Genomic DNA, 19443 nt, shown 5'->3' on the forward strand with positions numbered 1-19443 from the left:
CGTTCGATCTATTAGCGCCCGAGCGCTTTGACGGCCATGTCGCGCCAGATGCGGGCTTCGCCGCGCAGTTGCGGCGAGATTTTTGAATAGCGGCGTTCGATCTCGGCCATGCCGATCTCAGCGTCTTCGCGGCGGCCCGTCTTGGCCATGAAGGCCACATAGCGCGCGCCGGATTCTAAGCCAGGCACGCGGTCAGCGGCGAAGTGATAGGCGTCATCCGCTTCGTTGTTGCGGCCGAGGCCTTCATAGGCGCGCGCGAACAGCAATGCGACTTGTGGCGTCGCGCCTTCGCTGCCTTGGGCGCGCAGTTTTTCGAGGCGCTTTAACGCATCTTCGTAGCGGTTAAGTTCGAGCAGCGCTTCGGCATGCCCTTTGAGAACGGCGGGGTCATCGGCCCAGTGGCCGTCTGCGGCGAGCGCCCATTGCGCCTCGGAATCGCTCCAGCGGCCGAGTGCGGCGGCGGCCTGCGCGACCTTCATGCGATTGCCGACGGTCGGCGTGTCATCGAGCGCGCGCATGGCGTTGCGGAAATCCCGCTCAGGATCGATGGCCTGGCGCGCCGCCTTGCCGACATTGCGTGCGGTGCGCCCGCCCATCATCTCGGGTAATAGCACCGCGAAGAAATAGAACGCCGGCGCCAGCATCGGCGCGATGGCGAAGAGCCAGAGCCAATACATTTCTCGGCCAGTACGCACGACGTGCACGCCGCAAAGCAGTGAGGGCACGTAGGAAAGGATGAGCAGGATCACGCGCCTTCGCCCCCATTGGCTTGCTGGCGCGGATTGACCTTTTCCGCCGGCGCCAGCCGCATCACTTCGCCCTGATATTTCTCGTCCTCGCCTTTGGCCAACAATGGCGCGGCTTTGGCGCAGGCGTCGAGCAGCTTTTGCAACCAGTCCGTGTCGGCTTTGTGAAAGTCGCTGAGCACGTGGTGATGCACGAGCTCCTTCTGGCCGGGATGGCCGACGCCCATGCGCGCGCGCCGAAAGCCTTCGCCCACCGACGAGGCGATCATCGAACGAATGCCGTTGTGACCAGCAGCGCCGCCGCCGGTCTTCATGCGAAAACGGCCGGGCGCCAGATCGATCTCGTCATAGAAGACGACGATGTCGGTAGCGTTGAGCTTGTGAAAGTTCGCGGCTTCACCGACGGAGCGTCCGCTCTCATTCATGAAGGTCTGCGGCTTCAAAAGCAGCGTGCGCACGCCGTCGATGTGACCTTCGGCAAGCTCACCTTGGAACTTCTTCTTCCACGGCCCGAAGCCATGCGCGCGCGCGATCGCATCTACGGCCATGAAGCCGATGTTGTGTCGATTGCCAGCGTATTTCGGGCCAGGATTGCCGAGGCCGACAAGGAGCAGCATGGACGCCTTCTAGTCTTTCCTTGAGCAGGAAAGGAAGGCGTGTCTGCCTTCCTTACTTCTTGTCTGTCGCCGCTGGCTTCTTGTCCGCAGCGGCGGCGGCCGGAGCAGCTTCCGCGGTCGCTTCCGTGGTCTCTTCCTTGTCCGCCTTGCGGCCCGTGATGGTCGCGATCGTGAAGTCGCGATCAGTGATCACCGGGCGTGCGCCAGCCGGCAGCGTGATCGACGAAATGTGGATCGAGTCGCCGATGTCTTTGCCGGTGAGGTCGACCACGATCTCTTCCGGGATCGCGTTGGCCTTGACCTTCATCTTGATGGTGTGACGCACGATGTTGAGCGCGCCGCCGCGCTTCAGGCCTGGCGAGGCTTCGTGATTCTTGAAGTGCACGACGACGTCGATCGTGATCACCGAGTTTTCTTCAACGCGGTAGAGGTCGACGTGGATCGGTTGATCCGAAACCGGGTGCAGCTGAATCGCGCGCGGGATCACCGGCTGACGCTCGCCTTTATGGTTGAGCTCAACCATGTGCGAGATGAATTTGCCCGAACGGAGCGCCATTTCGACGTCCTTGGCGTTGATTTCGATTGAGACAGCGCCGCGGTCGCCGCCGTAAAGCACGCCAGGGATAAGGCCGGCCTTGCGGGTAGCGCGCGCGCCGCCCGTGCCGATGCGCTCGCGCTGTTCAACGTTCAATACAATGCCGGCCATGGGCCCGTGCCCCTTCGAAATCCGCTATCGTCGGAAAAATGGAAGCGGGGCTTCTAGCGGATGGCGGCGCTCACTGCAAGGTAGGTCCGCCAGCCGGATCAGGGTCATTTACCGAGGTCGGCGGGGCGGCCGTGTCGCGACCCTCGGCTTCCGAAATCGCCTGCTCGAACGCGGACAACAGCGCTGAGACGCAGCAGGCGTTCAGAAAATGGTCTCCGCCAGGAACGGTAACCAGGGAACGCCCATATTCGGCGGCGATGCGCTGGTCGGCCGCCAGCGGCACGAACGTGTCGGCATCGCCATGCACGAAGACGACGGGCTGGCCCAAGCCCTGAAATGCGGTCCAAACAGACGGCAATTGATCGGTCTGCGCGGTAAGCTCGGAGATCGAATTGCGCAGATCGCGCGGCAAGACGCCGTGCACGATTTGACCCGCCCCAATCATCCGGCGTGCTGTAGGGCCGCGGTCGCCGAAATAGGCTGAAACAAGCACCAAAGCGTCCACGCGGTCGGGGTGGCGGGCCGCCATCAGTGTTGCGACGGGCGCGCCAAAGCTTTGACCGACAAGGAGAATACGCTGCCCTTCGCGGGCTTCCAGCATGGGGGCCAGCGCGTCGGCTTGCTTGGCTAGGTCACGGACGGCGTCTTCCGGCTCGGAGGTGCGGAAGCCGGGGCGGTCGGCGACGATCACTTCGCGGGTTTCAGGCAGAGCCGCGATGGTGGGCGCCCAATACTCACTCCACGAGGGGGTGCCGGTGATGATGACGATCTTCCAGGAGGCGTCCGGCCGTGGCGGCGTTTGCAACGCGGAGATCCGCCAACCTTCGGGGACGCCGGCCGTAAACGTCGTCCGCTCCATCGTGCCGGCGGGATAGGAGCTGGAGGTTGGGAAGCGATCGTTGTCGTCGGCCGCCGTGCCGATCGAGCACGCCGCCAAGGCCAGAGCCGCGAATACCGCAAACATCACACGCATGGCGCAAATCTAAGGGCGCCGGACCAAAGCCGCGAGGGGATTGATCGAAATCAATGCCAGCTTCGTCGCGTGGGGTTTCTCTCAAAAATGACGCATGCGTCAATTTTATAGGGAGATCAAGAAATGCGCGTCACCATCGTCGACAAGCCCCCGCAAGAGGTCCGCACGTTCGAGAATGACGATCTGGCCGACAAGCTGTCGATGGAGGACGTGGAGACGATCCGCGAAATCTTCCACACGCCGCTGACCGGCTCCTTCAACTGGGACTACGACAGCGCCAACGCGAAAATTCGCCGGCTCTATGAACTCGGCAAGAAGTTCAATTGGAATCCGACCGACGACATCGTCTGGGACGCACCGTGCAACATGGACGATTATCCGTCCGAGCCGTCGCTGAGCGCGCTCAACGGCTATCCCGAATACGAAGCGTTGAGCGAGCAGGAAAAGATCGAATTCTCATGGAAGGCGCATGCGCAAACCATGAGCCAGTTCCTGCATGGCGAGCAGGGAGCGCTGCTGGTGGCGTCGCAACTCGTGTCGTGCGCGCCGACGGCGGACGCGAAACTTTACGCCGCTTCGCAGACGTTTGACGAAGCGCGCCACGTTGAAGTGTTCAATCATTATCTGCGTCAGCGTTGCGGCCGCATCTATCCGATCAACAACAACCTCAAAGCGTTGATCGACAAGGTTCTCGCCGACGAGCGCTGGGATCTGAAATTCATCGGCATGCAGCTGATCATCGAGGGGCTGGCGCTAGCCGCCTTCGGCACCACCGTGCGCACGACGCGCGACCCGGTGCTGAAGCAAGTCGTCGAGCTCGTGATGCGTGACGAAGGCCGCCATGTGGCGTTCGGCGTGAATTATCTCGAAGATTGGATCAAAGCGCTGCCGGAGCAGGAGATCGAAGATCGCGCGGAATTTGCCTATCAGGCTTGCGCGATCATGCGCGATCGCTTGTTTGGCATGGACGTGATGCGCGAGTACGGCTTCAATGAAGAGGCCGCCAAGAAGCACATCATGGACTCGATGGTGATCGGTCTGTTTCGCGAGCTTCTGTTCGAACGCATCATGCCGAACCTAAAGCGCGTTGGCCTGCTCACCGACAAGGTGCGCGAGAAATACGAAGCGCTCGGCGCGCTGAAATACGAAGACCTCGCTGGCGACGTCCTGATCGATTGGGCGCAACTGGAAAAGCCGCTGCCGACGAAAGAGAACCTGGCCGCTGCGAAGATCGCGGCTGAATAATCCTCCCCTAAGCTCGGTGTTAGAGCTCCGGCGACGCGGAAACGCGTCGCCGTTTCTTTAGGCGGCTTGGCGTTGTTCCGGACGCGCGCGCGGGAGCGTGAGCGTGAAGGTCGAGCCCTTGCCGGGCGTGCTTGTCGCGCCAATGGCCCCGCCCATCGCACGGGCGAGCTTTTGCGAAATCGAAAGCCCAAGCCCGGTGCCGCCAAATTGTCGTTGAATATCGGCGTTTGCCTGCACGAAGGGTTGGAAGAGACGCGCCAATTCGTCCGGCGCGATGCCGATGCCAGTGTCGCGGACAACGAACTCGATCGCCTCGCCGCTATGTTCAAGGCGTGCGCTGATTTCGATGTCGCCGTTCTTCGTGAACTTGATCGCGTTGCCGACCAGATTGATCAAGATTTGGCGCACGCGCACATCGTCGGCCATCACTTCGAGGCCTTTGCCCGGATCGACGATCGACACCACATTGTTCTGCGCCATCGCCAATGACTCGGAGATTTCCGCGATCTCCTCGAGCAATCCTTCGACCGGCATGGCTTCGACGTTGAGCGCGAGGCGACCGGCGTCGATGCGCGCGTGGTCGAGGATGTCGGTGACCAATTGGCGTAGATGTTTGGCTGCGCCGAGAATGCGATTGGTGTCGTTGCGCATGGCGACAGCATCGTGCGGGGCGCCGATCTGATCCTGGATCAGTTCGGTGTATCCGATGATGGCGTTGAGCGGCGTGCGCAGCTCGTGGCTCATCGTGGCGATGAATTCCGCGCGCAGGCGGCTGCTTTCCAGCGCTGACTCCGCGCGCGCTGTGATGGTCGTGTGCGATGTAACGAGGCGACGCGCGACAAAGGCCGCGAGCACGCCGATGAAGGTCAGGCCCAGCATGATGGGCCAGAATTGCAGTGCGAATGTTGCACTGCCCGGCTTCTCATTCACCCAAGTGAGTGCGCCGACGACGCGTTCGCTGGGCGTCTGAAGCGGCAGCGCGAGATGGTCGCGGGGCGCAGCACCGGTGGTGAACGCGAGGTCGTCCAGATTGAGCGTCGCGCCCAGTTCCGCGATTTCACTTTCGTCGAGCACATCGACAATCGCCAGATAATCGACGGGCGTGTCGCCGCGGGTGCGGCGGTCGAAGGCCGTTTCCTGGCTCACGGCTGCGACAGCGAGTAAGGCCAAACGGCCGTCCTGGCTGATCACCGAATACGTGATGAGATCGTCGCTGTTGGCGCTGTCGCCGGCGGGCAGCGGAAAGTCGGAGCGGCTGGCGGCGATCGCTGCGGCGAGGAGGACGTCGCCATCCTCCAAGCCTTCCATCTGCCAGTCATAGCGGTGGCTGCCGTCGGCGCGCAGCAACACCAAGCCATCGGCGACAGCGCTATAATAATTCTCACCGAGCCAGGCTTCGTTGTAGTCGAGCGTGATGTTCTCGTACGCCTCGTCCCACATCGCATAATCGAGCGTAAGACGCGCCAGCGCCTCGCCGCGACTGCGGATGACGCTTTCAACGAGGTGACTTGAATCCTCGGCGAACGCGCGATCTTGGCGCTGCGCGAAATTGGCGATCAGCGCAAAGAACAGCACCGCCACGACGAGCACGAGCGCCAGGATCGGCGCCCCGGCGCTGATCCATGCGCGTCGCGACGCGGGGTCCCACTTATGTTTACGCTCTGTCAACGTTCGTCGCCCAGCCGCCGATCTGATCAATCACGATAGCTCATAGGCTTTGCCGAAGCGTTGCGCGGGGCGCGCAGTTACAGTGAACGAAGTGTTGCTAAACCAGCGGCTTGGCCAGCACGACGAACACGAGATCACGTGTTTTTGGCAGACCGAAGCGTTCGTCGTCGAGCGGGAAAGGCTCTTCGCGGCCAGTGTCGGCGTAGCCGCGGCGGACGTACCAATCGATGAGTTCGCGGCGTTGCTTGATCACGGTCATTTCCATCACGTGTGCGCCGAACGTACGAGCGTAGCTCTCGGCGGCGGCAATGAGTTGGCGGCCTAGGCCGCCATTTTGCAGCGTGGGGCTAACCGTCAGCATGCCGAGATACGCAACGCGGCCCCCGTCACGTTCGCCTTCATCCGCAATCAGCACGCAGCCGAGCAGCGCGCCATCGTCGGCTTCAGCCAGCAGAATGGTCTGATCCGGATCGCCGATCACCTCGCCGAGGGCGGCCGCATCGGTGCGCTGGCCCCCGAGCAAATCCGCCTCATGCGTCCAGCCCTGCTTGGCGCTGTCGCCGCGATAGCCGGCCTCCACCAAAGCGTGGAGCGCGGGGATGTCGTTGGGGGTAGCGGGCCGCAAATTCATGCGCGCCAGTATAGCGGCGCGCTGATTATTCGAACAGCGAGCTGACGCTTTGTTCGTTGGCGATGCGTGAGATCGCGTCGCCCATCAAAGCAGCCACCGAAACCACGCGGAGCTTTTTGCAATTTTCCACGCGCGTCGCGGAATCGATCGAATTGGTGACGACCATTTCCTTGAGCTTCGACTCATCGACGCGCTTGGCGGCGCCATTCGAGAGCACGCCGTGTGTGATATAGGCCGAAACGGAGGTCGCGCCTTTTTCGATCAAGGCTTCGGCGGCGTTGCAGAGCGTGCCGCCGCTATCGACGATATCGTCAATCAGGATGCAGTCGCGGCCTTCAACGTCGCCGATAATGTGCATAACTTCGGAGACGCCTGCTTTCTCTCGACGTTTGTCGACGATGGCGAGATCGGCGCCGAGCTTGTTGGCCAGCGCGCGAGCGCGCACGACGCCGCCGACGTCCGGCGAGACGATCATGAGCTTGGTCGTGTCTTTGCAATGCTCTCGGATGTCCTTCTCCAGCACCGGCGTGGAGAAGAGGTTGTCCGTCGGGATGTCGAAGAAGCCTTGGATTTGGCCGGCGTGCAGTTCGAGCGTCAGCACGCGATTGGCGCCGGCCATCGTCACGAGGTTGGCCACCAGCTTCGCCGAGATCGGCGTGCGACCGCCAACTTTGCGGTCCTGCCGGCCATAGCCGTAATAGGGGATCACCGCCGTGATGCGCCGGGCCGAGGCGCGACGCAGCGCATCGATGCCGATCAGCAATTCCATCAAATGGTCGTTGGCCGGGTACGATGTCGATTGGATGATGAAGACATCCTCGCCGCGGACGTTCTCTTTGATCTCGACGAAGATCTCATTGTCCTTGAAGCGACGAAACTCAGCTTCCGCGAGCGGTAGGTCGAGGTGCTCAGCGATGGCTTTCGCCAGTGTTTGGTTGGCGTTGCCGGAGATCAGTTTCATCGGATGCGAGCCCTCACGCGATTGGGGGCTCTTACTCTTCGACTCGGGCGCAAGGAAAGCGTTTGATGCATTTTCGTGACATGAGCGAACGCCGTTGCATTCACATCACGACTCAGGCGTCGGCCTTTCGGCATAGGCGGCGCCCGCATAGAACGCTTCCGGCTTGCCCAAGAGTTGCGCCCACATCTGGTCGCCATAGGAAAAATGCCACCATTCAGTGGGATTTGAGGCAAAGCCGGCCTCGACCATGAGCCAATAGAGCAAGCGCCGGTTGGCGCGGGCTTCGTCGTCGGAAAAGCTAAACTCAGCCACGTGCGTCTCGAAGCGCGGCGTATGCGCGAGCGGCGAAGCGTCGTCGAACAGCGAGCCCATCCAGAGTTGATCGCCGTTTCGCCAGCGGATCGTCAGATCGATGGCGCCGCCCGTGGCGTGCGGCGAGGGGCCGTTGGCGTCGATGGTCGGCGCGGACCAATAGGTCTCGACTTCGGCGATAAGATCCGCGTCGCTGATGCCTGGTTTGCGGCGCTTGATCTCCGCCGGGAGCCAGACGTCATGGAAATAGATTTGTACCGCTTGCGGGCGCCAGCCGTCGAACAGGAAGAGTTCGAGATCGGCTTTCTCAAGCTTTGAATTGATGGCGACAAGTTTCATCGCGACGCCCTCGCGCATGACGATGTCGTCGAGTGCGCCGGGAACGGCGCCGTAATAGGGCGGATTGCGCGATGAGGCGTAGTAATTGCGTCCAGCAAGGCCGTAATCGACGGCGCGCACCAGTGGCTCGGAATTGCGTGGCCCGTCGAACAGAATTGGCAGCGCGCGATAGCCGCGCGCGCTGGCCGGCGTCGGGATCGGTTTTTCGCGATACGGCGTGAGCGAGGCGAACGGCATACGGTTCCTTCAACGCGCTGACGCGCTGCTGGTTCAGCCTAGGCATATAGCAGCGCAATTGCGCCCGTAATCGGGTGCGGCTTCGCGCATCGAGCGGCGATGGCTGAAATATGTCTCATCGCGGAAGGTGTCGATATCGATGATCTCAACGTCGCCCACGCCAAGCAAGGCGAGCTGATGTGCGCAAAACGCGGGCAGATCGAAATGCGGCCTGGGGCCGAACTCGTCGCTGAAGAAGCGCGCGTTGGCGGAATCGGCGCTGAGGAAAGTGCCGCGAAAATCGGCGCCGACTTCGTAGGAGGGCTGCTGGATGCAGGGGCCGATGGCGGCGCATATGCGGTCCGCGCGCGCGCCGTGCTCGATCATGAGCTTCATTGTGGACGCCAACACGCCCCCAAATGCGCCGCGCCAGCCGGCGTGTGCGGCGGCGATCACGCCGGCGTCCTTGTCGGCCAACAATACCGGGCCGCAATCGGCGGTGAGCACAGAAAGGACGAGCTTGGGATTGGTGGTGACCAGCGCATCCGCATGCGGGCGTTCGCGGCTCCACGGCGCATCGATGAACACGGCGTCTGGTGAATGCACTTGATGCACGCCGACAAGCATGTGCGGCTCAACCCCAAAGCTTGCCGCGATGCGGCCACGGTTTTCGCGCACGGCATCCGCATCGTCCTTAGAGCCCACGCCGGCGTTGAGGCTGGCATAAATCCCCTCCGACACGCCGCCGCGCCGGCCGAAGAAGCCGTGGCGCACATGCGCGAGCGCATCGGCGCGCGCCGCGGCCGGTTCGTTCAAAATCCGGCCGGGGGCGGGAGGTTGGGGCTGGACAGGCATATCACTTTGAACAACGCGCCCATTTGATCAGCGTCTGTGAGGCGCTTCAACTCACGTGTGAGACGCGCGGCGTGTTGCGGATTGGCGTTCGACAAAGTTTCGGCGCGCACCTCGATACCGAGATTGCGCAAAAATTGGCCCTGTGTGATCGGCCCATGCACCTGCAGATCAGCGTTCAGCGCAAGCATGGCGACGCGAGCGAAATCGACGTGAGCCGTGAGATCGGCTTCGCCCGGCGCTTCGATCGGATCGACCTTTTTGTGGTTCTTCAGCGCTTGTAGCGTGTCCGCGCCTTCGGGGCGGACGTACCCGTAATCGATCAGCAGCACGCGCGCGGGCGCGTCGTGCAGACGGCGCTCGATTTCGTACATGAAGCTTTCCAGGCCAGGCGCGATCTCGCGCACAGTACCAGGCTCGTCGTCGGTCTCGGGACCCGGGATGGCGGCGCTCAGGCCGAATACGAGTTGCTCCGCTTCGTTCAGACCGACGAGTTTTTCGTGCCAGCCATCCTCGCCGCGCACGAATTGGCGGATTGGCATACAGTCCAGAAACTCATTGCCGATGATCAGCGACGGGCCGGGTGGCGCATCTTCCAAACGCAACGCCCATTCCGGCTCGTCGATACGCTCCGCTTGTTCGTCGCGCAGGGGCGCGCTGGTTTCGATCAGTACGATGTTGCAGGCTTCGCGGAAGCCGGGCAGTCGCTGCGTGGCGCGAAGCGCGTCCTGCATGAGCACGCCGCGACCGGGGCCGAGCTCGATCAGATTGAACGCGGGTTTGCCTAGCGCGTCCCATTCATGCGCGCACCATAGCCCGATCAGCTCGCCAAACATTTGGCTCGCTTCCGGCGCCGTCAGAAAGTCCGCGCTGGCGCCGCCAATGGCGGGGCGCGTCGCGTAATAGCCGTCGTCCGGATCGTAGAGGCAGGCGCCCATATATTCCGCGACCGTCATCGGGCCGTTGTCGCGAATATAATCGATCAGTTTCTCTTTGAGACTCACGCGGACGCCAGTTTGGGTTGTTTGAATGCGCGATTGATCAGCCACATGCCCGCGAGGATCATGGGGATCGAGAGCAGCATGCCCATGGTGACAATGCCGCGCAGTTCTTCCGGCATGTGCGCATCCGGCTCGCGTACGGTTTCCAGGATCGCGCGGAAGAGGCCGTAGCAAACGAGGAAGATGCCGACGTTGAGGCCGGGGCGGCGCAAGCTGTCGAACTTCAGCGTGGCGATGTTGACGATCGCGAACAATGCCAAGCCTTCGAGACCCGCTTCATAGAGCTGGCTCGGGTGACGCGGATCGAGACCGGCCGGGCAATAGCCGCCATTTTGCGCCATTAGGCGTTCGTTGCAGAAGATTACGCCGAACGGGCCGTCGGTGACACGGCCCCAGAGCTCGCCATTGATGAAATTGGCGATGCGGCCAAAGAAGAGTCCGATCGGTGCGGCCGCAGCGGCGACATCGCCCAGGCGGAGCAGATCGATCTTGTCCGTCTTCGATTTTTCGCGCGCGGCTTCGACGTCGTTTTTCTTCACCCAGCCGAGTTCGCCGAGGCGCGCATAATCATTGCGCTGTCCGGCAGGCGGTTCGGCAACGGCGTGCTTCCTCGCGAGCGATGCGAAATGCTCTTCGTTCACGTGGGTTTGCCTGGTGAACCAGATCGCGGCGAGGGCGACGCCAATTAGGCCGCCGTGAAAGCTCATCCCGCCTTGCCAGATTTGCAGGATCTCGGCAGGCGACGTCCAGATCATGTCCGGTTTGTAGAAGAGCACATAGCCGAGCCGGCCGCCGAGGATGACGCCGAGCGTCGCCCAGAAGAGAAAGTCATCGGCTTGCGGCACGGACATCGCGGGCTTGCCCGGCGCCCAGAGCTTGTCGCGGCGGATGAGCCAAACCATCCAGCGCCAGCCCAGCACCAGGCCGACGATATAGGCGAGCGCGTACCAGCGCAGCGGGAAGGGCCCGAGTTGCGTTCCGAACAGCTCGAAACCGGGCAAGGTGATCGCCGCGGGGTCGATATTGGGGAATTGGATTGCCTCTAAAATCACCCGCTGGCGCCCTTCGTTTAGCTGTTTGGCCGCATTGCCCGGTCCGGTCCGGGTTTCTAAGTAGGCCGAAAGGATCGGTCCACATGCAAACGACAAGCTCGGTGTTCGATGATCTGGCCCGTTTGATGACGGGGGCCATGGGCGTGGCCCAAGGGGCGAGCCTGGAAGCCAAAAGCTTCATGCGCGCCCAGGCCGATCGCTTCGTTGCCGAAATGGACCTTGTGAGCCGGGACGAGTTCGAGGCGGTAAAGCAGATGGCCGCCGACGCCCGCGCCGAAGCCGACGAATTGCGCGTCCGGATCGCGGCGCTCGAAGCGCTGCTCAAAGACCGGGCGTCATAAACACTTCACGGCGCGCGGCGGTCATAAAGCCGTCCCGGTAAGTTCTGGGTAACCTCCAGAGCGCTTAGCTTGTTGTACGGGGCTCGATTCGACGCGTCCGCTTAAGACGCGCATCCAGGGCGAAGAGATCATTTTGGGCCGCCGGGGGCGGCTCTGAGCTCGCGAAGGGGACGCTCATGGATCTCTATCTCGACGACGAAGTCGTAAGCACCGGCGATCCGTTGGAAACGGTGGAAGCGGTTATTGGCTGTGACGAGCGCTTCTCTAGCGAGCGCGCTGAGGATGGCGACGTCCACTTCTCCTTCAAATGCTCCTCGGGCGAGACGGTCGGCTATTTCAGCATGCGCCACGAGCTTCCGGCGCTGCTCTTCACCTTGGGCTTCGACATCCAGGCGCCGATCTCGCGCCGGGCTGAAGCGGTGCGGCTCGCTGGCCTGATCAACGAAAACCTCTGGCTCGGCCACTTCGACGTCTGGTCCGACGACGGCACGATCATCTTCCGGCACGCCATGCCGATGATCGGTCGGGAGGAAATTTCGGTCGGCGAAGTGCAGGCCATGCTGGCTGCGGCGATGGATGCGGCCGAGCGTTTCCAACCCGCATTCCATTTCTTGATCATGGGCGGTATGTCCGCCGAAGACGCATCTGCGGCGTCGCTGTTTGAGACTCTAGGAGAAGCGTGAGCGGACTCGAAGCCCCGTCCATTGCCCTTGTTGGCGCAGGCGCCATGGGCGGCGCTTTGGTGCGGGGCTGGATCGAGGCCGTGCGGAAGGGCGGTGGGCTTTCGCTCACCGTCGTGGAGCCAAATTTCGATGCCGCGCTTGAGAGCGAACTCGAAACCGTTGGCGGCGTGGTCAATCCGAGTGGCGGCGGGCCAGTCGATGTGCTGGTGCTGGCGGTCAAGCCGCAGGCGTTCGTGGCGGTGGCGGCTGAAGCCAAGCGCTTTGTGGGCGAGAACACGCGCATCCTCTCCGTTATGGCTGGTGTTCCGATGGAAGCGCTCGCGCGTGAATTGGGCGGCCAGCGCGTCATCCGGGCCATGCCGAACATGCCGGCAAAGATCGGGCGGGGCGTCACCGCTTATGTGGCGTCGCCCGCGTGCACGGCGCAAGACCGCGAACTCGTCGAACAATTGCTGGAACCGTTGGGAACGGTCGAACCCATCGCGGCCGAGCGGTTGATGGATGTCGTCACCGCCGTTTCAGGTTCAGGGCCGGCCTACGTGTTCCTTCTGGCCGAGGTGCTGGCGGCCGCCGCCGAAACAGAAGGTCTCGATCGCGAAACCGCGATGCGGCTCGCGAGCGCTACGGTCGCGGGCGCTGGCGCATTGATGCTGGAAACCGGCGAGGCGCCAGGCGCGCTTCGCAAGCAGGTGACCTCGCCCGGCGGCACCACCGAAGCCGCGCTCGATGTGCTGGGCGCCGGCGACGGCCTTGGTCCGCTGCTGCGCAAAGCGGTGAGCGCCGCGGCGCAAAGGTCGCGGGATCTGGGCAAGCGCTAAACGCGCAAACGCCTTGACGGCGCCACATGCGCTCGCCTTGATCGCAGGCGTACGTGGAACTTTGCGAGCATTCATGGCGCATCTCGATTCATCCATCCGCCGGGACTTGGCGCGGGCGGCTTTGTCGCTGGCGGGCAGCACGCCTTGGCGCGAGGTGACGCTGATCCGCTTGGCGGACGCAGCGGCGCGGCCGGTGTCGGACTTTTACGGCGCGACCTTGGGCGAGGCGGTCGATTGCGTGGAGGAGGCGTTCGACCGCGCCATCGCCGACGCAACCGACGAACTCGATCCGAAGCAGACGGTCCGTGACCGTTTGTTTGAACTGATCATGCGCCGCTTCGAGGCGATGGAGCCGCACCGCGAGGCGGTGTTGGGCATGGAACACGGGCTCGACCGCGACCCGACCTTAATGGCGGCGGCGCACCAGCGTCATGTGCGTTGCGCGCGCTGGGTATTGGCGATCGCGGGCATGGAGGCGGACGGCATGACCGGCCAAGCGCGAGCGCAAGGGCTCGGCGTGATCATTGGCCAAGCGCGCGCTGCCTGGCGCGGCGACAGCGCCGGCGATTTCGCCAAGACCATGGCCTCGCTCGACAAGAACCTCCGCCGCGCCGAAGAAATGTTCGGCCGCTACGCTGGGTTTGAAGCCAGGCCCAAGACGGATGACGCGGCGAGCGCATGAGCGTGCTGAAGCTCGGTGGCGCGGCAAGCGAAAGTAATCCGATCGCCGCTGATCGCCTGATTGAAGGCGCGCCGATCGAGACGACGGTGCTTGAGTATGAGCGCGACGGCAAAACTTTCGTGGGTGAATGGAGCGCTACGATAGGTGCGTGGCGTGTGCGCTACGACGAGTGGGAATTCTGCCATATGCTGGAAGGCATATGCGAACTCACATCGGATGAGAGCGGTGAGACGACACGCTTTGGCGCGGGCGAGTCCTTCGTCATTGAGCCGGGCTTCGTTGGTGTTTGGCGTGTGATCGCGCCGATGAAAAAGCGCTTCGTCATTCGCTACGATTGAACTGCTTTTCATCTGCAGTTCCTGCTCGCGTAAACCTTTTGGCAAGCGCTTGTTTACTGTTCGGGCGTCATGATTGACGAACGTTAAACACAACGAGCGCCGACCATGATTGCTCATCTGTTCGATACGACCGAGCTGAAGCAAAATCTTCGCAGCGCCTTCGACAGGCAATGGCGCATGTGCGCTGGCCTCGTGTTCATGGCGCTGGCGATCTTTGCGATCCAGTACGACGAAGTGATCGCGCCGGAGGTCAATCGCCTCTCGGACAATTGGTCCACGGTCGCGACCGACTTTTCCCGTAAGCTCGCGAGCTTCACGCTCTAATCGGACCGTACGTCGTCAGACGCGCTTCTGTCGGTTGGGGTTGACGCGGGTCTGAAGACCCGCGCTCCGGACTATATGTCCTAGCGGCGCCTTGGCGAATGGCGGGACGCATGTCTAAGTTTTGCCTCATGGCCAATCTCTTCGAACCGCTCACCCTGAAATCCGGCGCCACGCTGAAGAACCGCTTCATGCTCGCGCCGCTCACCAATCTGCAAAGCGGCGCCGACGGCGTTCTGAGTGATGACGAGTATAAGTGGCTCACCAAACGCGCCGAGGGCGGGTTTGGCCTTACCATGACGTGCGCGGCCTCGATCCTGCCGAGCGGCCTGGGCTTTCCCGGCCAATTGGGCGCGCACGACGACAAGCACATCCCGGGGCTCACGCGCTTGGCGGCGGGACTCAAGGCGCATGGCGCGCACGCAGTGGTGCAGCTCCAGCACTCGGGTATGCGGGCGATGGCGAATGTCATCGGCCACGCGCCGCTTTGCCCGTCCGACAACGCGGAATTCAAAGCGCGCGCGATGACGCTCGATGAAGTGTACGAGGCGCGCGACGCGTTCATCGCGGCGGCCAAGCGTTCGGAGCAGGCGGGTTTCGATGGCGTCGAGCTACACGGCGCGCACGGCTATCTGATCTGCCAATTCCTGAGCGCCGGCATTAACAAACGTACCGACCAATATGGCGGCTCGGCCGAAAACCGCGCGCGCTTCCTGAACGAATTGGTGGACGGCGTGCGTGCCGTGACCAAGCCGGGCTTTTCGCTCGGCGTCCGGCTCTCGCCGGAGCGCTTCGATATGGACATCGTCGAGATTCGCGATCTGGCGCAGAAACTGCTGCGCGAAGAGAAGATCGATTACCTCGATATGTCGCTCTGGGACGTCTTCAAGGAGCCACTCGACGAGCGCTTCAAAGGGCAAACGCTGCTGCAAGTGTTCGCGAGCCTGGAGCGCAAGAATGTACGCCTCGGTGCGGCCGGCAAGATCATGACTGGCGAACAATGCGCGCGCTGCTTGGACGAAGGTTTGGATTACGTCGTGATCGGCCGCGGCGCGATCCTGCACCATGACTATCCGAAGCGCGTCGCCGCTGATCCAAACTTCACGCCAGTGCCGACGCCGGTCACGGCAGACTACCTGCGCCAAGAAGCGCTCGGCGAAGTGTTTGTGAATTACATGCGCACGTGGAAGGGCTTCGTCGCCGAGGACGCCGCCGCTTAACGCGCCGGCATCATCTCGACGAGCGCGCCGCCGACAGACATCGCAATCTGCGGGAAGATATCGCGCAGTGATGGATCGACGCTGTTGTAGAGCGGGTTGGCCGGCGAGAGCGGGCCGTAGCGCAGCGTGATGTTGTGCTGGCGCACTTGGCCAGCACTCTTCACCAAGTCCGGCATGAACGGCAGATTCGAGCCGCCGCCCGCGAGCACGATATCGACTGCATTGGCGCCAACGGCTTCCGCGCGCTGCAGCACGATATTCAGACTCGCCGCCATCGTGTTTCGCAATGCCGTGAGATAGGTGCGGAAATTCTGATCTTCCATCAACTCGCTGAGGCGGATGGTGGTCGCCATCCAGCCACTGGTTTTCAGTGATGTCTTGCCGGTGCTGAAGAGCTCCTTCTTCATGTCGCGCGCCGAGAGGCGAGCGGTGCGCAGCAATTTCAGCTCGTCTTCGCGGCTTTTCTCGCCGCCACGCTTGCGCAGATAGAGTTCGATCAGGATGCGGTCGATCTCGTCGCCTGCGAGCGCACTGCACTGGCGCGCTTCCTTGATCTCTGTGAGCGCCGGCGGCTCTGTGCTTTCATCAAACTCGAATGCCGCGAAATCGACCGTTCCGGCGCCCATGTCGAACACGAGCACGAAACGCGTGGGCATGCTGGTGAACGCGAGCGCCGTGGCTGCGGCCGCGTGCGGCTCGAAAATGCCGGTCTCTAGCAGGCCGGCGCCCGGTTGCGCGCGCGCTTTATCGAGCGCGTCCTTGCATTGCGCGATCGAGATGCCTTCGCCTTGCAAGAAGAGCTTGCCCAGCTTCTGCGATACGGCGGCGGCTTCATCGAAGATCGCCTCAAACGTCTTGTCGTCGCCGCTGCCGGGTTTCCAGACCGGGCTGGTGTAACGACGCTTGGCGTTGACCACGGCGTTGGGCATGTTCGGCGCCAATTCGATCGCTTCGCGGATCAATTGGTCAAGATAGGCGAGATAGAGCACGAGCGCATCGCGGTTGATGAACGTGCCGGTCGGGTCCATTGAAGGGCGGAGTTTCTGCGCCAAAGCTTGCGGCACGTTGCTCGCGCCGAGCACGGTTTTGAACGAGAGCAGCGGGTCGCGCTGGCTCTCGACGCCGCGGCGTGCGTGATCCATCGCGGCCGGGCCGAAATACAAACGCCCGCCATCGACATAGAGTACAGATGGCGTGAGCAGCGGATGTTCGCCGCGCGCGATGGCGCCGATCGGCAGCGGCTTTACGCCCACTTCAAGCGGCAGCATTGGATCAAGGCAGATCGACGCCTTCGACAGGGCGGTGCCGAAGTCGATGCAAATGCGGGCCCGCTCGTAACGGGCGCTTTCGCCTTCATCCATGGTTTCGCAGCTCAAACGTGATGCGCGGGAATGCCCCGGCCCAGCGCGCGGAGTTTATTAGATCGTGGAGACTTTGGAAGCGCCGCGACGCAGGGCAGGCGCCGCGCTGTGAATAGTCACACCTTATCCACAGCTTAGGCAGGTCGAGGCAGACGCAACGTGGCGCGCAGGCCGCCGAGCGCGCTGCGGCTCAGCAGGATGTCTCCGCCGTGTGCGCGCGCGACGTCACGCGCGATGGCGAGGCCGAGGCCGACGCCTTTTTGGTTGCGCGAGCGTGTTTCATCGAGGCGCGAGAAAGGGCGGAAGGCTTCGTCGTAAAGCTCCTCGGGGATGCCGGGGCCGTTGTCTTCGATGGAGGCCGTGACGAAATTCTCTTCGCCTTTGATGTGCACTTGCACCTTGTCGCCGTGCGCTGCCGCATTGTCGATCAGATTGGCGAGGCAGCGTTTGAGCGCACGGGCGCGGCCCGCTGTCTCCACAGCGCCGTTGGTTTCGATGGTCACGTCCGCGCCGCCGCGCCGGGCGTCGACGGCGATCTCGTTGGCGATGGTGGCGAGATTGACCTGTTCGGGCGCCTCCTCGGCGAGGCCCTTTGCGAAGGTGAGATATTCGTCGAGCGTCTGTTCCATCTCCGCCAGATCGCGTTTGGCGTCCTCAATCTCCGTCGAAGGCGGCATGAGGGCGAGTTGGAGTTTGAGGCGCGTCAGCGGCGTACGTAGATCGTGGCTGACGCCGGCCAGCAATTGCGAGCGCTGCTCGATGTGTTTTCGGATGCGTTGGCGCATGTCGAAGAAGGCGTGCGTGGCGCCGCGCACTTCACGCGCACCGCGCACGCGGAAATGCCCAGTATCTTCGCCGCGTCCGAATTGCTCCATCGCCGCTGCGAGTTGTTCGATCGGGCGCACTTGGTTGCGGATGAAAATCACCGACACCACGATCAGGAAAATCGTCGCGCCGGATATCCACGTTACAAATAGCGGTCCGGAGCGCGCCTGCACGCGGTCACGGAAGGCGCGCAATTGCAGCACGCCGCCCTCCGTTGGCACGCGGATAATCACCTGATTGCCGGGGCAGGTTGAATCGTACCAGACGTTGCGCCCGATTGAGCCTTCAAGATCGCGCGTCAAATAGCGATCGAGCGACGAGCCGCTGCGATTGCAACGCGCGATATCGACGGGGGCGTCGGGCAGGAATTCGATGTCTAGCCGCAGCGGCCTACGCGCGAGCTGCTGGAGGTCGGCGAAGTTCTCCGGCGTTGGATTGCGTTCGTAGAGTTGAATCATCAACGCGATATCTGCGGCGACGCCTTGGCTCATGCGCTTTGACGTGGCCTGCCAATGGTCATCGAGGAAGACGAGGGTGATGATGAGCTGCAGCAACGCCGCGGGCGCGACGATGATCAGCAGTGTCCGCCAATACAGGCCCTTCGGCAGAATGTCGCGAAAGCGGAAGCGGGGTGGCGGCGCGGGCGCGTTCATCAATCGACCGCCAAGCGATAACCAACGCCGCGCACTGTCTGCAGATAGACCGGCGCGCGCGGATCGGTTTCCGTTTTGCGACGCAGGCGTGTGATCTGCACATCGACCGAGCGCTCGAGCCCTTGCCCTGTACGCTTGGCCAAATCCTCGCGCGTGACCACCTCGCCGGGGCGCGCGGCGAGCACACGCAGCATCGCAACCTCAGCTTCCGTGAGCCGCACCGTCGCGCCTTCGCGCTGCAGCTCGCCGCGGCTGGAATTGAAGCTAAACGGCCCGAAGGTGACGAGCTCCCGCGTTTCGCCGCGCTGCGTCACCGTGCGGCGCAGGATGGCGTTGATGCGGAGCGTAAGCTCAGCTGGTTCGAAGGGCTTGGGCACATAATCATCGGCGCCGATGGAGAGGCCGCGGATACGGTCTTCAGCGAGGCCGCGCGCCGTCAGCAGGATGATCGGCACTTTCGAATTCTTGCGCACGCTCTCGGCGAGCGAGAAGCCGTCCTCGATCGGCATCATGACGTCGAGGATGAGTAGGTCGAAATCCATCGACGAGAGAAGACGACGGGCGCTAGCTGCGTCAGCAGCGGCGGAGACGCGCGCGCCAGCCTGGGTTAGAAAACGCTTGAGCAGATCGCGAATACGGTCGTCGTCATCCACCAACAGAAGGTGTGGCGGACGGTCGAGTGCGTCGAAAACGGGGGCGGCGCTCATGGGCGTTGCGCCAGCTTTGGGGGCATATATTGGCCGTTTTTGGTCCGTGAATGGGTGATTTTTTGCATGTTTGCTTGCCGGTTGTTGACAGGCATATCGTGGATCACCCAATAGAGAGAAAACCATCCCCATTTCGGGGCGGCGTTTTTAGCGCCGAGTATAGCAGAGGAAAAGA

Annotated in this window: 22 protein-coding genes; 8 read left to right on the forward strand and 14 right to left on the reverse strand. The window is 62.6% G+C overall.

The genetic code is table 11. The features are described from left to right. Positions 1-11: 11 nt before the first annotated feature. The 4 genes from EPJ54_RS14170 to EPJ54_RS14185 form a co-directional block, all read right to left on the reverse strand. Entirely contained in the window at positions 12-749 is a 738-nt protein-coding gene (locus EPJ54_RS14170; protein WP_135212393.1) for a hypothetical protein, read from the reverse strand. Then, positions 746-1363 (reverse strand): aminoacyl-tRNA hydrolase, encoded by a 618-nt coding sequence (gene pth / locus EPJ54_RS14175; protein WP_135212394.1) that lies wholly within the window; start codon positions 1361-1363, stop codon positions 746-748. The genes EPJ54_RS14170 and pth overlap by 4 nt, the downstream gene beginning before the upstream one ends. 52 nt (positions 1364-1415) lie before the next feature. Beyond that, complete coding sequence (locus tag EPJ54_RS14180; protein ID WP_135212395.1) at positions 1416-2069, reverse strand: 50S ribosomal protein L25/general stress protein Ctc; 654 nt, start codon at positions 2067-2069, stop codon at positions 1416-1418. Positions 2070-2139: 70 nt separating this feature from the next. Continuing rightward, the gene (locus EPJ54_RS14185) at positions 2140-3042 is read right to left on the reverse strand and encodes an alpha/beta fold hydrolase (RefSeq protein WP_135212396.1); all 903 of its coding nucleotides are present in this window, start codon (positions 3040-3042) and stop codon (positions 2140-2142) included. 123 nt (positions 3043-3165) lie between these two features. Here EPJ54_RS14185 and EPJ54_RS14190 point away from each other — a divergent pair, with 123 nt between their 5' ends. Further along, entirely contained in the window at positions 3166-4287 is a 1122-nt protein-coding gene (locus tag EPJ54_RS14190; RefSeq protein ID WP_135212397.1) for a ferritin-like domain-containing protein, read from the forward strand. Between the two features lie 57 nt (positions 4288-4344). Here the strand turns inward: EPJ54_RS14190 and EPJ54_RS14195 are convergent, their stop codons facing one another. From EPJ54_RS14195 to lgt, 7 genes are all read right to left on the reverse strand, one after another. After that, complete coding sequence (locus EPJ54_RS14195; protein ID WP_135212398.1) at positions 4345-5955, reverse strand: sensor histidine kinase; 1611 nt, start codon at positions 5953-5955, stop codon at positions 4345-4347. A gap of 97 nt (positions 5956-6052) precedes the next feature. Next, positions 6053-6586, reverse strand: coding sequence for a GNAT family N-acetyltransferase (locus EPJ54_RS14200; RefSeq protein WP_135212399.1), 534 nt, complete (start codon positions 6584-6586; stop codon positions 6053-6055). Positions 6587-6611: 25 nt separating this feature from the next. Continuing rightward, positions 6612-7547, reverse strand: coding sequence for a ribose-phosphate pyrophosphokinase (locus EPJ54_RS14205; RefSeq protein ID WP_135212400.1), 936 nt, complete (start codon positions 7545-7547; stop codon positions 6612-6614). Between the two features lie 105 nt (positions 7548-7652). After that, the gene (locus EPJ54_RS14210; RefSeq protein WP_135212401.1) at positions 7653-8435 is read right to left on the reverse strand and encodes a M15 family metallopeptidase; all 783 of its coding nucleotides are present in this window, start codon (positions 8433-8435) and stop codon (positions 7653-7655) included. Positions 8436-8468: 33 nt separating this feature from the next. Next, entirely contained in the window at positions 8469-9230 is a 762-nt protein-coding gene (gene pgeF / locus EPJ54_RS14215) for a peptidoglycan editing factor PgeF (RefSeq protein WP_239590939.1), read from the reverse strand. Beyond that, a complete protein-coding gene (locus tag EPJ54_RS14220) occupies positions 9227-10270 on the reverse strand; it encodes a class I SAM-dependent methyltransferase (protein WP_167755737.1) in 1044 nt (347 codons plus the stop codon). Before EPJ54_RS14220 ends, pgeF begins: the two co-directional genes overlap by 4 nt. After that, complete coding sequence (gene lgt, locus EPJ54_RS14225; protein ID WP_167755738.1) at positions 10267-11319, reverse strand: prolipoprotein diacylglyceryl transferase; 1053 nt, start codon at positions 11317-11319, stop codon at positions 10267-10269. Before lgt ends, EPJ54_RS14220 begins: the two co-directional genes overlap by 4 nt. 83 nt (positions 11320-11402) lie before the next feature. Between lgt and EPJ54_RS14230 the strand changes: the two genes are divergently transcribed. From EPJ54_RS14230 to EPJ54_RS14260, 7 genes are all read left to right on the forward strand, one after another. Further along, a complete protein-coding gene (locus EPJ54_RS14230) occupies positions 11403-11660 on the forward strand; it encodes an accessory factor UbiK family protein (RefSeq protein ID WP_135212404.1) in 258 nt (85 codons plus the stop codon). Positions 11661-11836: 176 nt separating this feature from the next. Further along, complete coding sequence (locus EPJ54_RS14235) at positions 11837-12343, forward strand: type III secretion system chaperone family protein (protein ID WP_135212405.1); 507 nt, start codon at positions 11837-11839, stop codon at positions 12341-12343. Next, positions 12340-13161 carry a pyrroline-5-carboxylate reductase gene (gene proC / locus EPJ54_RS14240; protein ID WP_239590940.1) on the forward strand — a complete coding sequence of 274 codons (822 nt, stop codon included), beginning with the start codon at positions 12340-12342 and terminating at the stop codon, positions 13159-13161. The genes EPJ54_RS14235 and proC overlap by 4 nt, the downstream gene beginning before the upstream one ends. 73 nt (positions 13162-13234) lie before the next feature. Continuing rightward, positions 13235-13843 (forward strand): hypothetical protein, encoded by a 609-nt coding sequence (locus EPJ54_RS14245; RefSeq protein WP_135212406.1) that lies wholly within the window; start codon positions 13235-13237, stop codon positions 13841-13843. After that, on the forward strand, positions 13840-14181 hold the full coding sequence (locus tag EPJ54_RS14250; RefSeq protein WP_135212407.1) for a cupin domain-containing protein: 342 nt from the start codon (positions 13840-13842) through the stop codon (positions 14179-14181). The genes EPJ54_RS14245 and EPJ54_RS14250 overlap by 4 nt, the downstream gene beginning before the upstream one ends. 105 nt (positions 14182-14286) lie before the next feature. Next, positions 14287-14505, forward strand: a complete 219-nt coding sequence (locus EPJ54_RS14255) for a hypothetical protein (RefSeq protein WP_135212408.1) — start codon at positions 14287-14289, stop codon at positions 14503-14505. A gap of 110 nt (positions 14506-14615) precedes the next feature. Then, positions 14616-15722, forward strand: a complete 1107-nt coding sequence (locus tag EPJ54_RS14260; protein WP_239590941.1) for an NADH:flavin oxidoreductase — start codon at positions 14616-14618, stop codon at positions 15720-15722. On the opposite strand, the gene EPJ54_RS14265 is transcribed toward EPJ54_RS14260, so the two are convergent. The 3 genes from EPJ54_RS14265 to EPJ54_RS14275 all read right to left on the reverse strand — a co-directional run bounded on the left by EPJ54_RS14265 (position 15719) and on the right by EPJ54_RS14275 (position 19268). Further along, a complete protein-coding gene (locus EPJ54_RS14265; RefSeq protein ID WP_135212409.1) occupies positions 15719-17083 on the reverse strand; it encodes an Hsp70 family protein in 1365 nt (454 codons plus the stop codon). The two genes, EPJ54_RS14260 and EPJ54_RS14265, sit on opposite strands and share 4 nt — an antisense overlap. 134 nt (positions 17084-17217) lie before the next feature. Beyond that, positions 17218-18561, reverse strand: coding sequence for an ATP-binding protein (locus tag EPJ54_RS14270; RefSeq protein ID WP_135212410.1), 1344 nt, complete (start codon positions 18559-18561; stop codon positions 17218-17220). Beyond that, positions 18561-19268, reverse strand: coding sequence for a response regulator (locus EPJ54_RS14275; RefSeq protein WP_135212411.1), 708 nt, complete (start codon positions 19266-19268; stop codon positions 18561-18563). Before EPJ54_RS14275 ends, EPJ54_RS14270 begins: the two co-directional genes overlap by 1 nt. Between the last annotated feature and the right edge of the window lie 175 nt (positions 19269-19443).

It is taken from the genome of Vitreimonas flagellata, from assembly GCF_004634425.1.
Lineage (GTDB): Bacteria > Pseudomonadota > Alphaproteobacteria > Caulobacterales > Aquidulcibacteraceae > Vitreimonas > Vitreimonas flagellata.

Coding starts and splice junctions, on each gene's coding strand:
- EPJ54_RS14235 (WP_135212405.1), top strand. CDS start 11,837: ATGGATCTCTATCTCGACGACGAAGTCGTAAGCACCGGCGATCCGTTG.
- EPJ54_RS14265 (WP_135212409.1), bottom strand. CDS start 17,083: ATGGATGAAGGCGAAAGCGCCCGTTACGAGCGGGCCCGCATTTGCATC.
- EPJ54_RS14190 (WP_135212397.1), top strand. CDS start 3,166: ATGCGCGTCACCATCGTCGACAAGCCCCCGCAAGAGGTCCGCACGTTC.
- EPJ54_RS14270 (WP_135212410.1), bottom strand. CDS start 18,561: ATGAACGCGCCCGCGCCGCCACCCCGCTTCCGCTTTCGCGACATTCTG.
- EPJ54_RS14200 (WP_135212399.1), bottom strand. CDS start 6,586: ATGAATTTGCGGCCCGCTACCCCCAACGACATCCCCGCGCTCCACGCT.
- EPJ54_RS14185 (WP_135212396.1), bottom strand. CDS start 3,042: ATGCGTGTGATGTTTGCGGTATTCGCGGCTCTGGCCTTGGCGGCGTGC.
- EPJ54_RS14255 (WP_135212408.1), top strand. CDS start 14,287: ATGATTGCTCATCTGTTCGATACGACCGAGCTGAAGCAAAATCTTCGC.
- EPJ54_RS14250 (WP_135212407.1), top strand. CDS start 13,840: ATGAGCGTGCTGAAGCTCGGTGGCGCGGCAAGCGAAAGTAATCCGATC.
- EPJ54_RS14205 (WP_135212400.1), bottom strand. CDS start 7,547: ATGAAACTGATCTCCGGCAACGCCAACCAAACACTGGCGAAAGCCATC.
- EPJ54_RS14245 (WP_135212406.1), top strand. CDS start 13,235: ATGGCGCATCTCGATTCATCCATCCGCCGGGACTTGGCGCGGGCGGCT.
- EPJ54_RS14275 (WP_135212411.1), bottom strand. CDS start 19,268: ATGAGCGCCGCCCCCGTTTTCGACGCACTCGACCGTCCGCCACACCTT.
- EPJ54_RS14230 (WP_135212404.1), top strand. CDS start 11,403: ATGCAAACGACAAGCTCGGTGTTCGATGATCTGGCCCGTTTGATGACG.
- EPJ54_RS14180 (WP_135212395.1), bottom strand. CDS start 2,069: ATGGCCGGCATTGTATTGAACGTTGAACAGCGCGAGCGCATCGGCACG.
- EPJ54_RS14260 (WP_239590941.1), top strand. CDS start 14,616: ATGTCTAAGTTTTGCCTCATGGCCAATCTCTTCGAACCGCTCACCCTG.
- EPJ54_RS14210 (WP_135212401.1), bottom strand. CDS start 8,435: ATGCCGTTCGCCTCGCTCACGCCGTATCGCGAAAAACCGATCCCGACG.
- pth (WP_135212394.1), bottom strand. CDS start 1,363: ATGCTGCTCCTTGTCGGCCTCGGCAATCCTGGCCCGAAATACGCTGGC.